The sequence below is a fragment of the Halomonas sp. BN3-1 genome, from assembly GCF_003056325.1.
In the GTDB taxonomy this organism is placed as follows: Bacteria; Pseudomonadota; Gammaproteobacteria; order Pseudomonadales; family Halomonadaceae; genus Halomonas; species Halomonas litopenaei.
The window spans coordinates 51,772-66,572 of record NZ_PYVV01000009.1; the positions used below are offsets into that span (position 1 = coordinate 51,772).

14 protein-coding genes and 1 pseudogene are annotated in these 14,801 nt (G+C 61.8%); 6 read left to right on the forward strand and 9 right to left on the reverse strand.

From position 1 onward, the window contains the following. The first annotated feature begins 2 nt into the window (after positions 1–2). Both C9F12_RS13345 and ssb read left to right on the forward strand, forming a co-directional pair. On the forward strand, positions 3–1,388 hold the full coding sequence (locus C9F12_RS13345) for an MFS transporter (protein WP_108449183.1): 1,386 nt from the start codon (positions 3–5) through the stop codon (positions 1,386–1,388). Between the two features lie 281 nt (positions 1,389–1,669). Beyond that, positions 1,670–2,335, forward strand: coding sequence for a single-stranded DNA-binding protein (gene ssb / locus C9F12_RS13350; protein WP_045990835.1), 666 nt, complete (start codon positions 1,670–1,672; stop codon positions 2,333–2,335). A gap of 193 nt (positions 2,336–2,528) precedes the next feature. Here ssb and nadE read toward each other — a convergent pair whose 3' ends face one another. From nadE to C9F12_RS13375, 5 genes and pseudogenes are all read right to left on the reverse strand, one after another. Next, positions 2,529–3,359 (reverse strand): ammonia-dependent NAD(+) synthetase, encoded by an 831-nt coding sequence (gene nadE / locus C9F12_RS13355; RefSeq protein WP_108133425.1) that lies wholly within the window; start codon positions 3,357–3,359, stop codon positions 2,529–2,531. 26 nt (positions 3,360–3,385) lie between these two features. Further along, positions 3,386–3,910 (reverse strand): CinA family protein, encoded by a 525-nt coding sequence (locus C9F12_RS13360; protein ID WP_108449184.1) that lies wholly within the window; start codon positions 3,908–3,910, stop codon positions 3,386–3,388. A 254-nt stretch (positions 3,911–4,164) separates the two neighbouring features. After that, positions 4,165–4,380, reverse strand: a pseudogene (locus tag C9F12_RS13365) (IS1380 family transposase); the annotation flags it as partial. A gap of 66 nt (positions 4,381–4,446) precedes the next feature. After that, complete coding sequence (locus tag C9F12_RS13370; protein ID WP_108449185.1) at positions 4,447–5,445, reverse strand: hypothetical protein; 999 nt, start codon at positions 5,443–5,445, stop codon at positions 4,447–4,449. Position 5,446: 1 nt separating this feature from the next. Further along, positions 5,447–6,016, reverse strand: a complete 570-nt coding sequence (locus C9F12_RS13375) for a T6SS effector amidase Tae4 family protein (RefSeq protein WP_108449186.1) — start codon at positions 6,014–6,016, stop codon at positions 5,447–5,449. Between the two features lie 512 nt (positions 6,017–6,528). On the opposite strand from C9F12_RS13375, the gene C9F12_RS13380 reads away from it, so the two are divergent. The 3 genes from C9F12_RS13380 (at position 6,529) to C9F12_RS13390 (ending at position 9,186) form a co-directional block, all read left to right on the forward strand. Then, on the forward strand, positions 6,529–7,302 hold the full coding sequence (locus C9F12_RS13380) for a sulfite exporter TauE/SafE family protein (RefSeq protein WP_045990832.1): 774 nt from the start codon (positions 6,529–6,531) through the stop codon (positions 7,300–7,302). Positions 7,303–7,537: 235 nt separating this feature from the next. Continuing rightward, complete coding sequence (locus tag C9F12_RS13385) at positions 7,538–8,434, forward strand: sugar nucleotide-binding protein (RefSeq protein WP_045990831.1); 897 nt, start codon at positions 7,538–7,540, stop codon at positions 8,432–8,434. Next, a complete protein-coding gene (locus C9F12_RS13390) occupies positions 8,431–9,186 on the forward strand; it encodes a lysophospholipid acyltransferase family protein (RefSeq protein WP_045990830.1) in 756 nt (251 codons plus the stop codon). Before C9F12_RS13385 ends, C9F12_RS13390 begins: the two co-directional genes overlap by 4 nt. A 72-nt stretch (positions 9,187–9,258) precedes the next feature. On the opposite strand, the gene C9F12_RS13395 is transcribed toward C9F12_RS13390, so the two are convergent. The 4 genes from C9F12_RS13395 to fabA form a co-directional block, all read right to left on the reverse strand. Further along, positions 9,259–9,822, reverse strand: coding sequence for a PH domain-containing protein (locus tag C9F12_RS13395; protein WP_108133428.1), 564 nt, complete (start codon positions 9,820–9,822; stop codon positions 9,259–9,261). An 87-nt stretch (positions 9,823–9,909) separates the two neighbouring features. Continuing rightward, positions 9,910–10,665, reverse strand: coding sequence for a M48 family metallopeptidase (locus C9F12_RS13400; protein ID WP_108449187.1), 756 nt, complete (start codon positions 10,663–10,665; stop codon positions 9,910–9,912). Between the two features lie 292 nt (positions 10,666–10,957). Beyond that, positions 10,958–12,175 (reverse strand): beta-ketoacyl-ACP synthase I, encoded by a 1,218-nt coding sequence (fabB, locus tag C9F12_RS13405; protein WP_045990828.1) that lies wholly within the window; start codon positions 12,173–12,175, stop codon positions 10,958–10,960. A 13-nt stretch (positions 12,176–12,188) separates the two neighbouring features. Next, positions 12,189–12,704 carry a 3-hydroxyacyl-[acyl-carrier-protein] dehydratase FabA gene (fabA, locus tag C9F12_RS13410; protein ID WP_045990827.1) on the reverse strand — a complete coding sequence of 172 codons (516 nt, stop codon included), beginning with the start codon at positions 12,702–12,704 and terminating at the stop codon, positions 12,189–12,191. 222 nt (positions 12,705–12,926) lie between these two features. On the opposite strand from fabA, the gene C9F12_RS13415 reads away from it, so the two are divergent. Next, entirely contained in the window at positions 12,927–14,783 is a 1,857-nt protein-coding gene (locus C9F12_RS13415; protein WP_108449188.1) for a GGDEF domain-containing phosphodiesterase, read from the forward strand. Positions 14,784–14,801 lie beyond the last annotated feature (18 nt).

Consider the following 14,801-nt stretch of genomic DNA (forward strand, 5'->3'; position numbering starts at 1 on the left):
TCATGTCCAAGGCCAGACTCTTGTTAGCCTCCGAGCGGCGCGCCATCGTCGGTCTGGCGGGGCTCTACGCCACACGCATGCTCGGGCTGTTCATGGTGTTGCCCGTACTCGCCCTCAACGCCGACCACCTGGTCGGGGCCACCCCTCTGCTGGTGGGGCTGGCGCTCGGCGTCTATGGCCTGACCCAGGCGGTACTGCAGATTCCCTTCGGTCTGCTGTCGGATCGCATCGGGCGCAAGCCGGTGATTGCCGCCGGACTGGGGCTGTTTCTGATCGGTAGCGTGATCGCCGCCCAGGCGGACTCCATCGCCATGATGATTGTTGGCCGCAGTCTACAGGGCAGCGGTGCGGTGGCCGCCGCCATCATGGCGCTTCTGGCCGACCAGACCCGCGAGCAGGTTCGCACCGCCGCCATGGCGACCATCGGTCTGTCGATCGGCGTGGCCTTTGGCGTCGCCATGGTGCTCGGCCCGCTGGTGGCCAGCCACTTTGGCCTGGCCGGGGTGTTCTACTTCACCGCCCTGCTGGCGGCGCTGGGGATGCTGGTGCTGTGGAAGCTGGTGCCGCCGGCGCCGCGCCGGCGCGGCCATCGTGACGTCGGCCTCGACCGCGGGCAGCTCGCCAGTATCCTAGGGCGCATGGACCTGTGGCGCATGGACGCCTCCATCTTTAGCCTGCACCTGATCCTGATGGCGATCTTCACCGCCGTGCCGTTCAAGCTGGTCGATGCCGGCGTCGTCGAAGCCCGCCATGGCCTGGTCTACCTGGTGGTGATGGGACTGTCCTTCGTCGCCATGGTGCCGCTGGTGATCGTGGCCGAGAAGAAGCGCAAGATGAAGCTGATGTGCCTGGGTGCCATCGCTACCATCACTCTGAGTCTGGTCGGGCTGGGCCTCGCCGGTTCGGGCCTGGTAGCCCTGGGCGCCTGGCTGCTGGCCTTCTTTACCGCCTTCAACCTGCTCGAGGCCACCCTGCCGTCGATGATCAGCAAGCTGGCGCCGGCCGGGGCCAAGGGTACGGCCATGGGGGTCTATTCCACCAGCCAGTTCCTGGGGGCCTTCCTCGGTGGCGTGATGGGCGGCTTCCTGGCCCAGCAGTTCGGGCTGTCGGCGGTGTTCCTGGGAGCAGCGCTGCTGGGGCTTGGCTGGTTCGTGCTGATGCTCGGCATGCGCGCGCCGCGCCACCTGTCCAGCGAGGTGGTGGCCCTGGCCGACGAGCACGAGAGCGACACCCTGGACAACCTGATGGCGCGCTTTGCCGCCGTCGCCGGGGTCGAGGACGTGCTGGTGGTGCCAGAAGAGCGGCTGGCTTACTTGAAGGTGGATCGCGCCACCCTGGACACCGAGGCGCTGGCGCGGCTGACCCGTTCGTCGACCCAGCGCTCCTAGGTAGCGGTAGATAGTTACGGTAGATAGCCGCGGTAGATAGTCGCGGCGCCTGGTGTCGGCACCTTGTCGCGACATCAGGTCGCAGCACCACGTCGCAGCACACTGTCTGCGCTCGAGTGCCGAGCCGTTCTTCACGGCGGCGAATCGTCTCGATCTCGCGTATAGTAGCGACATCCGCTTTTGTGGCGTCGACCGATCGACGCCGACCGATTGTCACCGGGGGCGTGGCAGCTATCCTGCCCGCCGGCCCGGCACCCATTGTCTGCATCAAGGAGTCAACCATGGCCCGTGGCGTCAACAAGGTCATCCTCATCGGCAACCTCGGCCAGGATCCGGAGGTACGCTTTACACCGTCCGGCACCGCCGTGGCCAACCTGAACCTCGCGACCACCGATACCTGGATGGACCGCCAGAGCGGCCAGCGCCAGGAACGCACCGAATGGCACCGGGTGGTGATGTTCAACAAGCTGGCCGAGATTTCCCAGCAGTACCTCAAGAAGGGCTCGAAGCTGTACATCGAAGGCCGCCTGCAGACCCGCAAGTGGCAGGACCAGAACGGCCAGGATCGCTATTCTACCGAGATCGTCGCCAACGACATGCAGATGCTCGATGGTCGCGGTGAAGGCGGCCAGGGTGGCGGCTTCGGCGGCGGCCCTCAGGGCGGCGGCAACTTCGGCGGTGGTCAGCCCCAGCAGGGCGGTGGCAACTTCGGTGGTGGTCAGCCCCAGCAGGGTGGCAACTTCGGTGGTGGCCAGCCCCAGCAGGGCGGCAACTTCGGTGGCGGCCAGCCCCAGCAGGGCGGCAACTTTGGCGGCGGTCAGCAGGGTGGCGCTCAGCAGAACCGTCCGCCCCAGCAGGCGCCCAACCAGGGCGGTGGTCAGAAGGGCGGCTTCGGCGCACCGGACCCGGGCAACTTCGACGATTTCGACGACGAGATCCCGTTCTAAATCCCGTTGTGGATGCCATCAAATGGCGTCATTAGCAAACCAAGGAGGCCCTGCATCGGCAGGGCCTCCTTGCGTTCCGGGTCTTCTTTTTTGGTCAGCGCCTTTTCAGTGCAGTGCCTCTTCTCGCCCAGTGCCTCTTTCTCTTGCAGCGTCTCTCTTCGGCCAAGGCGCTTCGCCTCAAGTGCCCGGGGTATCAGGGCGTCCTGGGCATGGCACGCTTGTGGGCGGTGCGGCGCCAGGTGGCGATGATGCGCTCGGCGTCCTCGGGGGCGACACTCTCGCCGGTGAGGAAGCGGTCGATGGCGGCATAGCTGACGCCGAGGGCTTCCTCGTCGCTCAATTGCGGGCGCAGTGACTCCAGGTCCGCCGTCGGCACCTTGTTGACCAGGGTATCCGGGGCGCCCAGTTGTGCAGCCATGTCGCGGACCTGGCCCTTGGTCAGGCCGGCCAGGGGCACCAGGTCGCAGGCGCCGTCACCGTGCTTGGTGTAGAAGCCCATCACTGCCTCGGCGGCCTGGTCGGTGCCGATGACCAGGCCACCTTGAGCGCCGGCCACGGCGTACTGGGCGATCATCCGCTGGCGCGCCTTGATATTGCCCATCACGAAGTCGCGATGGGCCTGGTCGCGAAACTCAAGGCCTGCCTGCTCCAGCGCTTCCAGCATGGCGTCGCTGGCCGGCTTGATATTGACCGTCAGGCACTCGTCCGGCTGGATGGCGTCCAGCGCCTGCCTGGCGTCGTCATCATCCTGCTGCTCGCCATAGGGCAGGCGCATGGCGATGAAGCGTGCTTCGGGCAGTCGCTCCCGCGCTGCCTCGACCGCCCGCTGGGCCAGCAGGCCGGCGCTGGTCGAGTCCACGCCGCCACTGATGCCGAGCACCAGGCAGTGCTGGCCGGTGGTGTGAAGCTGGTCGATCAGAAACGCCTGGCGCCGCTGAATTTCATCCCTGATGTCCGCCCCGGGCTGGACTTCGAGTTCACGCGCGATGATGCGCTGCAACTGGTCGATATCGTCGTGGGTCATCCGTGCCTCCTTGCGGGATTGGGGTGTCAGTCGTGCTCACGCCAGTAGGGCGCGAGCTTGCCGTCGCGAATGTCGCGGTGCCAGTCACACACCCGTTTGAGGGCATGATGGGCCGCCGCCAGGCGGACCTCGTTGCGATCCCCGTCGAAATGCTCGGTGGTGGTGACCACGTAGATCTTGTCCTCGTAGCGAAAACCCCAGCCCAGGCACACCGTGCCCTTGGGCGGTCCATCCTCGGGTTCGCCTGGGCCGGCGATGCCGGTGTTGGCGATCGCCAGCTTGGCGTTGGAGTTGTTCAGGGTGCCCAGCACCATCTCCCGGGTGATCTCCTCGCCGGTCAGGCCGTAGCGCGAGATGGTCTCGAAGGGGATCCCCAGGTAGCGGTTCTTGGCCTCGGGCGAGTAGACGGCCAGTCCGCTGTCGATGACCTGGCCGCTGCCAGGTACGCGGGCCAGTTCCGAGGCGATCAGACCGGCGGTGCAGGACTCCGCGGTGGCCAGCTTGATGTCATGCTCGGTCAGGTAGTCGACAAGATCTTCCAGCCATTCCATGGCGTGCTCTCCTGCGAAGGTGAGAGTAGAAAATGCTCGTTCTGGCAAATTCAGCATAGGGGCTGAAGGCCGGGTCTTCCAACCCACTCCTTGCGAGACGGATGCCTCTCTATCTCCACTGATGTCTTATGTTGCCGTGCAGCCAGACAGGCTAAAGTGATAAGCAGACAAATAATTTTAGTGGTGATCCAGAGGGAGCGGCGGATGCAGGATCTGTTGTGGTACCAGTACGCGTTGATCGGGCTGATCTTCTGCTGGAGCAGGTTGCGCGGGTCAACCAGATTGTCTTCCAGCGCATCAATGACGCCGCTGCGATCGAGGGTTTCGCGGAGCAGCAGCGCGCCGCTATCGCTCGTGGTTCGCTGGCCGCTCGGCACGAGACGGACAGAGTGGTTGCAGGAGATAATCCAGGAGGATCGTCTTTCACCCATGGCGAGTGGTCCTCTTGAATCGTGTTCTGGCTGGAACATCTTGATTCTACGAGAGATAACCACTCGTCATCTTCATTTTCTGTCCTGTCTCATGAATAAACCAGGTCAATCGCTATCGGTTTTTTTAAGGGAACGCAGAGGTGTTTTTTGGGCGATACGCCGAAGAAGGCCGTGGGCTATTGCTGCGCTTGTCGGCATGTAAATCACGAAAATATAGTTCCAGTAGAGTTCGTTGTCATTTGCTGGGCTGATATGTGGGTCTGTGTAGAAAAGACTCATCAACGCTGGAAAGGGATAAGGCGCGACAAAAAGAAAGAAGACCGACAGGATGGTGATGTGAAGCAGGATAAAAGCGATAGCAAGCATGAGGCTTCTTGCCACAAAGATTGACCAGTGGGCTATTTTTGATAGGTTCGAGATGGGGGCGGCGATAGTGCTGGCTGGTGGTGATTGGTCAGTTGGCAAGCGGTCGAGCAAGGCGGGTTGAGCTAGACTTTCTTCTTTACTCTGTATGGCGTTGAAAATTTTTTTGTAGATATGCCGGCCGAACCATGCGGAGGCCAGTATGCAAGGGCAGAAATAAACGACAAAGATATAAGAAAAATAATACTGGCTAAATGTTTCACCCTCGTACTTTTTTCCGTTGAACAGTATTTCCTCAACGATTAGGTAGAGTTGAGGTGCTGGCCAGTACGCGAGTGCTAGCCACAGTCCGATAGCCAGGAAGAAGGAAATCACGGCTAAAATGCTGCCGGTCAGCACCTTGACTATTTTAGCTCCCAAAATAGTACCTCGCCATCCCCTTGCTTGATCTTTTGGAGTTTTCAGAAAGCTCTGTTGTGGTTTTTTCTTAAGCACGTCGTAGACCTTTTTGAAGATTGTTGTCGATATTATGATGCTGAGGATGGGGTAGATGGTGAGTAGATAAGTCAAGACATTCTTCGCATGCCTTTCCCCCTCATATTTTTTTCCATCCAGAATAAGTGTTTCAAATATCGGATAGAGGTGTGGGGCAATTAGGGTTGCTAGGGCAAAGAATATGCCGATGGATAATGCTGTAAAAAATAGGAAGAGTATGATTGCATAGGCAATTTTCTTGATCATATTATGTTAGTTCCCAGAATAAAACCTCACTTGGTCGTTTGAGATCTGATACATCAAAAGGCTCTAGTATCCTTGGGGTATTCAGCCTGAAAAAAGTAAAAATGGCTCCTTCGCTTGCCAACTCATTACCATCCCAGAGATCGATATGGTCGCCTGTGAGGGCCTGCTGGTTTCCCCTGCGCCAGTAGTCCTTGAAGAAAACGATGCCGGTACGCCCCCAGATGGCATCTTCGAACTCTTCTCCGGTCAACATCTGTGTCTGTGGACACTGGGAAAAGGGGCGCCTTTTGAGATAGTCCGCAAGCTCCTGGGCACGAATGGCGTGGATGCCTTTTCCACGTTCAGGCGTTGGGCATGACCAACGCCGTGTGCCACGAAAAGAGGCGAGTTCAACTCCGCAACTGGTTTGCGATCCGTTAACGGCAACGGGTTGGCCATTGATGCAGTAAGTTGGCTCTCCGGTCATGATCGTTTGAAGCCCGTGCACCTGACAGGCGGTCTTGTCACCTACTACCGCCACTGGGCGTCCATACGAATAGCAGTTTTCCTGGCCCGTAAGGATGTGGTCCATGTAGTGTTGGTTTTGAATCCTGCCTATGTCCGCAGCACCCCATGGAAGAGTCTTTCCGGAGAGGAATAGAGGTAGGAGACAACCAGTATGGCGAAGGCAATCAAGGTCCCGATAAACGAGAAGATAAATACGACAATAATTGAAAGAATTCGCCTCTTCTTTCCTGTCGGTCTAGCTGGGCTAGCGTCCAAGGGGCTTCCTCGCAGGGTGTCTGAGATCGGGCATTGATACGATCGTTTACTCTATGCGATGACGTCTATTTAGAAAAAGGCGAAACTGCTCCAATTTGGGCAGAAGGGACGTCGATGTGACGTGTACCCCCGCAGTAATGTGAAGGGGCAGAGGATCTTGATTGGGGAAATCCTGCCCGAGGGCCAGGGGGGGCTTCCAACCCACTCCTTGCGAGACGGATGCCTCTCCATCTCCACTGATGTCTTATGTTGCTGTGCAGCCAGACAGGCTAAAGTGATAAGCAGACAAATCATTTAGTGGTAATCCAGAAGGAGCGGCGGATGCAGGATCTGTTGTGGTACCAGTACGCGTTGATCGGGCTGATCTTCTGTTGGAGCGGCTTCGTGCGCTCCAGTCTGGGGTTCGGTGGGGCGGTGCTGGCGCTGCCCTTCCTGCTGCTGGTGCTCGATGAGCCACTGGTGTTCCTGCCGCTGGTGGCGGTGCATCTGTTGATCTTCTCGAGCTGGATCGCCTGGCGCGGCCATCGTCAGATCCAGCAGACCGGCAATACCGGAGACAGCAATATCGACTGGCGCTACTTGAAGCGCGCGCTGGCGATCATGATCGTGCCCAAGCTGATCGGCGTGGTTGGCCTCTTGACCCTGCCGGCTGAGCTGATGACGGCGGTGATCTTCGTGATCGTGATCGTCTACGGCGCCAGCTACGCCCTCAATCGCCCCTTTCGTAGCCGCAGCAAGACGGTGGACGTGGTGCTGCTGGCGCTGGGCGGCTACGTCAGTGGAGCATCGCTGATCGGCGCTCCGCTGATCGTCGCGGTATTCGCTTCCCATGTGGCCAAGCACCAGTTGCGCGACACCCTGTTTGTGCTGTGGTTCATCCTGGTGGTGATCAAGATGGTGTCCTTCATCATCGCCGGAGTGGACCTGCAGCTCGAGCATCACCTGTGGCTGTTGCCCTGCGCCATGGTGGGCCATGTACTCGGCGAGCGAGTCCACCAGGCGCTGCTCGGTGCTCGCTCCGAGGTGTTCTTCCGGGTGCTCGGGGTGGTGCTGGTGGCGGTCAGCCTGGTGGGGCTTGCGACCAGCGTCGGCTGATCGCGCCAACCGGCAGCCAGACGTTTCCACCTCGATGGATGGCGAGAGTCTGCTACCTCCAAGAGGGGCGCTGATCGATGAGCAGTTGGTGTAGAATATGGCCCTTTGGTGTCCTCGGGCGTGATGTGCGAGTGGTGGTTCTCGCCGCTATTCTTGTCGCAGCGTCTGGACACCGGCCGTAACGCCAGGGCGTCGTACGAGTCTCGTGCGGCGCTCTCATGGACGAGGAGTCGTCGTGAAGCTGCTGATTCTGGACGCCGGGCATTGTCTGTCCCTGGCCCTGGCGCGGGAAAGCAATCGGCGCGGTGATACCGAGCTGGTGATCGATCCCGCGACCCGCGTGGATCCTGAAGCGCTGCGTACGCTGGCGCCGGACGCGCTGATCATTCCCCCCTTGTCGCGCCCCTTCAGCGTGCCGCCCGCTGCGGTGGTCGAACACGCCGAGGCGGTCGAGGCCTGCATGGAGGCGTGCCGTGACGTTGGCATACCGCTGGTGTGGTGCGTCTGTGACCAGCTCTACGAGGATGGCCACGATTCGCCCATCGACGAGCACGTGATTCCGGCCCCCCGGGATGAGGGGCTGCGCCGGCTGGTGGCGACGGGCGACCGCATCCGTGCCGAGTGCCCCGAGCACCTGATCGTGCGGGTCGGTCCCATGTTCGCCCTGGAGGGTAGCCACGCCTGGCTCGGCGAACTGCTCGATACCCTGATCGATGGCGGCACCGTGCCCGCCGAGACCGACGTGACCCTGTGCCCGACGTCCGCTGATGCCGTGGCCATGGCGCTGATCGGCATGCTGCAGCAGCAGTCCTGCGGCGCCAATGCCTGGGGCAGCTACCATCTGGCCGGGGTAGAGCCGGTCAGCGCCTATACCTTCGTGTGCATGGTGCGCACCCAGTTGGGCACGCGTCTGGAAGGCCAGGGCGAAAACATCGCGCTGGGCGAGGTGAAGGCGCTCAGCCACCACCATGATCAGCCGCTGCGCCGGGTACTCAACTGTCGCCGGGTGCTGGAAGTGTTCGGGGTACACCAGAAACCCTGGCGGCTCGAGGTGGGTCGCATGCTCGACACCTGGTGTCGAGCGCGGGAAGACGTGGCCTGCCAGGCGACGAGTCAGGGGAAGGACGCATGAATCTGCTGCGCAGCGTGATCTTCTATATTGGCTATTTTGCCGCGATGCTGGTGTGTGGCTTGCTGTTTCTGCCGCCGGCGCCGCTGCTGCCACTGCGCTCGCGCTATCGGCTGCTCAACCTCTACAACCACTTCATCATCGCCTGGTTCAGCCTGGTGTGCGGGGTGCGCTACGAGATGAAGGGGCGTGAAAAACTGCCCGATGGGCCGGTGGTCATCCTGTCCAATCACCAGTGCGAGTGGGAAACCGTCTACCTGCAGTTGCTCAAGCCTCCGGTGTGCACGGTGCTCAAGAAGGAACTGTTGAACTTTCCGATCTTTGGCTGGGGGCTGCGCCTGTTGCACCCCATCGCCCTGGACCGCTCCAAGCCTGCCCGGGCCATGCGCCAGGTACTGAGCCAGGGAGGCCAGCGGCTCAAGGAGGGGTTGTCGGTGCTGATCTTTCCCGAGGGAACCCGGGTAGAGCCAGGCAAGCGTCGCCGCTACAACAAGAGTGGGGCGGTGATCGCCTGTCGCGCCGGGGTGCCGGTGGTGCCGGTGGCCCACAACGCCGGCGAATGCTGGCCGGGGCGTGACTGGATCAAGCGGCCTGGCCGCATCTCGCTGGTGGTGGGCGAGCCCATCGCCACCGAAGGACGCACCCCTGAAGAGGTGCTGGTCGAGACCGAAGCCTGGATCGAGGCGCGCCTGGAAGAGATCTCCAGCGTGCCGAGGCCCGCGCCCGAAGAACTGGCGCGCAGTGTCAGTCGCTGAACGCGATCCGGCCCCACTGGGGCCGGTCTTGGGGCGCTCGGCATCATCGCCGATCGCCGAAAGAAAAGGCGGTCAAGCCGTCGCTTCGGTGGTGTTTTCCATCTCCTGATAGCCTGTCCGCTGTCTTTCGGCAACGCTCAGGTCATGTACACGCTCTCGCATGCCGTGGACGTCCTTGATGCCGGGAATAAGTTGTTGCGGATGGGTCCGGTCTGCCGTCAGCAGTATCAGGTTGCCCAAACCAAAGAGCCTGAGCAGCAAAGGCTCTGATGTCGACAGGTCGCGGATGCGTGCGATCTCCAACTGATCCACGCGGCGATTCAAGACGCCGTGATAGTAGTAGACTCGGCGCGGTGTGATATCAAACTTGGTGTTGGCCAAGCCAATGATCTTGCAGATGGGAATAATAAGACAGATCGCCCAAAGCGCAATAACAACATGTGATTCTTTCAGAGGAAACAATGGGTCCCCGTAGTATATGCCGATGTATATCTCATAAAAAAATCGCCAGATTTGCTTTGCGAATAACGTTCCAATCGATGCGAGCAACAATCCAACTATCAGCGAACCCACTCCCGCCAGAATCGAAGGCTTCAGCGTTGCGATAACGCTTTCATTCGAGGTGCTGTCGCTCATGGTCTTCTCCTTTTGTCATTGGTGCGGGCCAAGCGAGTGTGGCAGCTCCGAGCATGCAAGGGCTGAAGCTGCCACCTATCGCCAGTCCTAGCCGTTGGCCAGGCGCTCGCGGATATTGTCGGCGCGTTCCTTGGAGCCCGGGTGTGACGACATCAGGCTGCTTTCACCGCCAGTGAGCTCGGCGAACTTCTGGAAGCCGGTCATCAGGCCCTCACGCGGGATGTCTCGCTCGGTCAGTAGATCAAAGGAGAAGTTGTCGGCGTCGCTTTCCTGACTCTGGGAGAACTGGGCGTTGATGAACTTCTCGCTCAGATCACCCAGTTGAGAGTCTGACAGGGTCGCCATCGCGCTGTTGCCGGATGCCGCCATGGCGTCTCTGGCGATCGAGGTAGCGTAGGCCGTCTGCATGGCCTTGCGGCTATGCCCCAGGGCCACGTGACCCAGCTCGTGACCCAGCACACCCTCGATCTCGTTGTCGTTCATCATGTCCATCAGCCCGCTGTAGACACGCACGCAGCCGTTGGCCATGGCCCAGGCGTTGATGTCGTCGGTCATGTAGACCTTGTAGTTGACCGGGGTGCCTTCGATCTGGTGGCCCAGGCGGTCGGCAATGCGTTCCAGGCGCTGTGCATACTCAGAGTCAGGCGACGCCAGGACGGATTGGCTGTCCATCTGCTGGCAGCTCTGGTCTGACATGGCCTTGACCTCGGCGTCGCTGATGGTGGCGGCGTTGAAGCCGGCGAGCCCGGTGTTGATCATGCTGTCGGTGGACATGTTCTCGCAGCCGGTCAGCAGGGTGGTGCAGCCAAGCACGGCGACAGAAAGCGTAAGGCGTAGGTTCATGCTCATCATCCTTGATGAAAGAGGGAGTCGGGAAGGTTCCTGCAGGACAAGGTCCTGATCGGCGGTTGCGCGCGCAGGATCGCGAGGGGAGTTTCTGGAGCGCAAGCTGACCGTGTTCGGAGTTGTAGCACGCGCTATTGCAGCGCAACAAACCTACCCATTTTTCGTGTTTTTCAGACAACACTTTGTCAGCAATATCGTCTTGCTCTCCCTGGCAGTGCGAATAGCGCTATCCACAAACAACGACGGCGCCCCGAGGGGCGCCGTCGTGTTACTACCTGGCCGGGCTGGTTCAGTCGTTGAAGCGCTGCAGCACCAGACAGGCATTGGTACCGCCGAAGCCGAAGCTGTTGGACAGTACGCGATCCAGCTTCACGCCATCACGGCGGCTGGTGACGATATCGAAGCCCTGGGCCTCGTCGTCCAGGTCGCTGACGTTGGCCGAGGCGGCGATGAAGTCGTTCTCCATCATCAGCAGCGAGTAGATCGCTTCCTGCACGCCGGTGGCGCCCAGGGAATGCCCGGTCAGAGACTTGGTGGAACTCATCGCCGGGGTGCTGTCACCGAAGACCTCGCGCACCGCCTTGAGTTCGGCCACATCGCCCACCGGCGTGGAGGTGCCGTGGGTGTTGATGTAGTCGATGTCGCCGTCGACGCTGGCCATGGCCTGGCGCATGCAGCGAATGGCGCCTTCACCTGACGGCGCGACCATGTCCTTGCCGTCGGAGGTTGCGCCGTAGCCGACCACCTCGGCGTAGATCTTGGCGCCGCGAGCCTTGGCGTGCTCGAGCTCTTCAAGCACCAGCATGCCGCCGCCGCCGGCGATGACGAAGCCGTCGCGGCTCTTGTCGTAGGGGCGAGAGGCGGTCTGCGGGTCGTCGTTGTAGCTGGTCGACAGCGCACCCATGGCGTCGAACAGACACGACAGCGTCCAGTGCTCCTCCTCGCCGCCGCCGGCGAATACCACGTCCTGCTTGCCGAGCTGGATCTGTTCCATGGCGGAACCGATACAGTGGGCAGAGGTGGCGCAGGCAGAAGAGATGGAGTAGTTCACGCCCTTGATCTTGAACGGGGTCGCCAGACAGGCCGAGACGGTGCTGCCCATGGTGCGGGTGACCCGGTAGGGGCCCACACGGCGCAGACCCTTCTCGCGCATCACGTCGGCGGCCTCCACCTGGTTGGCGCTGGAGGCGCCGCCGGACCCGGCGATCAAGCCGGTACGTTCGTTGGACACCTGCTCGGGCGTGAGGCCGGAATCCTCGATGGCCTGGGCCATGGAGACATAGGCGTAGGCCGCAGCGTCACCCATGAAGCGGCGCAGCTTGCGGTCCACCAGTTCGTCCAGGTCGATGTCGACCACGCCGGCGACGTGGCTGCGGAAGCCGCGCTCGGCGTATTCTTCCTTGAAACGAATGCCGGACTGGCCGTTCTTGAGTGCCTCGAGTACCTGTTGCCGGTCATTGCCCAGGCACGACACGATGCCCAGACCGGTGACTACCACTCGTCGCATGGGAGCCTCCTGATCAGAAATTCGCGGTGGAGGTGAACAGGCCGACACGCAGGTCGTTGGCCTGATAGATATCGCGGCCATCGACGGAAACGGTGCCGTCCGCCATGCCCAGAATCAGGCGGCGGGTGATGACGCGCTTGATATTGATGCGGTAGGTGACCTTCTGGGCGTCAGGCATGATCTGCCCGCTGAACTTGACCTCGCCGCAGCCCAGCGCCCGGCCGCGTCCGGGGTGACCGAGCCAACCGAGGTAGAAGCCCACCAGCTGCCACATGGCATCGAGGCCGAGGCAGCCGGGCATGACGGGGTCGCCCGGAAAGTGGCAATCGAAGAACCACAGGTCAGGGCGGATATCGAGCTCGGCGATCAGTTCGCCCTTTCCGTACTCGCCACCCTCTTCGTAAATGCGCGTGATGCGGTCGAGCATCAGCATGTTGGGGGCCGGCAGCTGGGCATTGCCCGGGCCGAACAGCTCACCGCGGCTGCAAGCCAGCAGTTCATCGCGATCAAAAGAGTGTTGCTTGGTCACTGGAGCGTTCCGAGAGTCGAAGTGATGTACGCCGCGCACGGCAATCTGCCGCCATGCGGCCTGCCTAGTCTACTGTTCGTGGGGGCTGAATGCACCCCGTGGGCCTTCGATCATGGTCGTGGTAGACAGAAAGTCTGCTTTGACACTACAGATTCCGGGCAAAGCGCCGATAACGACAGCACACTTTTTTCGCGTTCTCTATCGCGGGAGTCCAATTCGACCATGTGGCCTCGGTTATCTTTCAATCGCCCGCTGATCTGGCTCGGGCTCTCGGCGATGTCAGCCGTCCTGTGGCTGCCGAGCGTCTCGCTCAGGCTCGGTGCGCTGTTGCTGATGGCGGTGGCCATGTGGGACGGCTGGCGTCAGGTGAAGCTCGAGCAGCGTCGCTCGCGGTTGACCGAGCAGGTGATGCGACAGTCGGGTGAGGCGGTGATGATCACCGACGATCAGCACCGTATCCAGGCGGTCAACCCGGCGTTTACCGAGCTCTCGGGGTTCGAGCTGTCCGAGGTGGCCGGCCTCAGCGCCAGCAACCTGGCGGCGGCGCGCCATGACAGCGCCTTCTTCGAGCGCTTCTGGCAGGCGCTGATCAGCGCCGGTCGCTGGGAAGGCGAGCTGTGGCAGCGACGCAAGGATGGCAGCGAGTACCCCATGTGGCTGGAGGTCCAGGTGATCACCGACCCCCATGGCCGCGCCGAGCACCATATCGCCACCTTTACCGATATCTCGCTGCGCAAGGCCCGGGAGCAGGACCTCAGGCGGATCGGTCGGGAAGACCCGCTGACCGGGCTTCCCAACCGTTTCCGTCTTCATGAATTGCTGGCCTCGCGTCTGCGTCATCTGCGTGCCGGTGAGTGTCTGGATCTGGCGCTGATCGATATCGATGGTTTCAAGGAGATCAACGACGGCCTCGGTGTCAGCGCCGGTGATCGATTGCTGGCACGTTTCGGCAAGCGCCTGGCCGGGCATGTGGCCGGCGGTGTGGTCGGGCGGCTGGGCGGGGACGAATTCATGGTCCTGCGTACCACTACCTACGACGATCACGAGCGCTGGGTCGAGGGCTTGAGGAGCCATCTGGGGGAGCCGTTCGAGATCGACGGCAGCACCTTGAGGCTCGGCATTACCATCGGCAGCTGTCGTGCCCCGGAAGACGGCAACGATGATGGCGTGCTGTTTCAGCGCATGGAGGCGGCGCTGGCGTCCGCCCGCCGCCATGGCGGTAATTGCTGCCAGCGCTTTCGGCCTGCCCTGGACGTCGGTGACGGTCCCAATCTGACGCTGCTCAATGACCTGCGGGAAGCCCTGGCCCAGGGAGGACAGCTGGAGCTTCACTACCAGCCGCAACATCGCCTCGCCGATGACGCCATGATCGGCATGGAGGCCTTGCTGCGCTGGCGACATCCCCGCGACGGGATGATCTCCCCGGCGGAGTTCATCCCCCTGGCGGAGCGTCATGGACTGATGGCGCCGCTGGGTGACTGGGTGATTCATCAGGCCTTGACCCAGCTCGCCCACTGGCGCTCGCGGGGGCTATCGCCGCTGCCGGTGTGGATCAACATCTCGGCGATGCAGCTGTTCCAGGGCGACCTGGAGAAGACCCTGGCCGCCGGCCGCGCGCGCCATGACGTGGCGTCCCAGTGGCTGGGGCTCGAGCTGACCGAGTCGGTGCTGCTGGACGATCGTGGCGGCGATATCGTGCCGCGACTGGAGCGATTGCGTGACCTGGGCCATCGCATCGCCCTCGACGACTTCGGTACCGGCTATTCGTCGCTGGGCTATCTCAAGGAGTTGCCGCTGGACAAGCTCAAGCTGGATCGTGCCTTCATCAAGGCGCTGCCGGGTGACAGTGCCGATGCGGCCATCGTCAACGCGGTCACGGCGATGGCCCGAGGGTTGTCACTGGAGATACTGGCCGAGGGCGTCGAAACCGCAGAACAGCGCGACTACCTGCGCCAGGCCGGTTGTGATGAGGTGCAGGGGTACTTCTACGCCCGGCCGATGCCGGCCCACGAGCTCGAAGCCCTGTGGCGGGAAAGCGCTACCCGTCAAGAGGCCAATACCCGTCAGGCGGTGGCCTGATGGCGCCTTCCGCCCTTG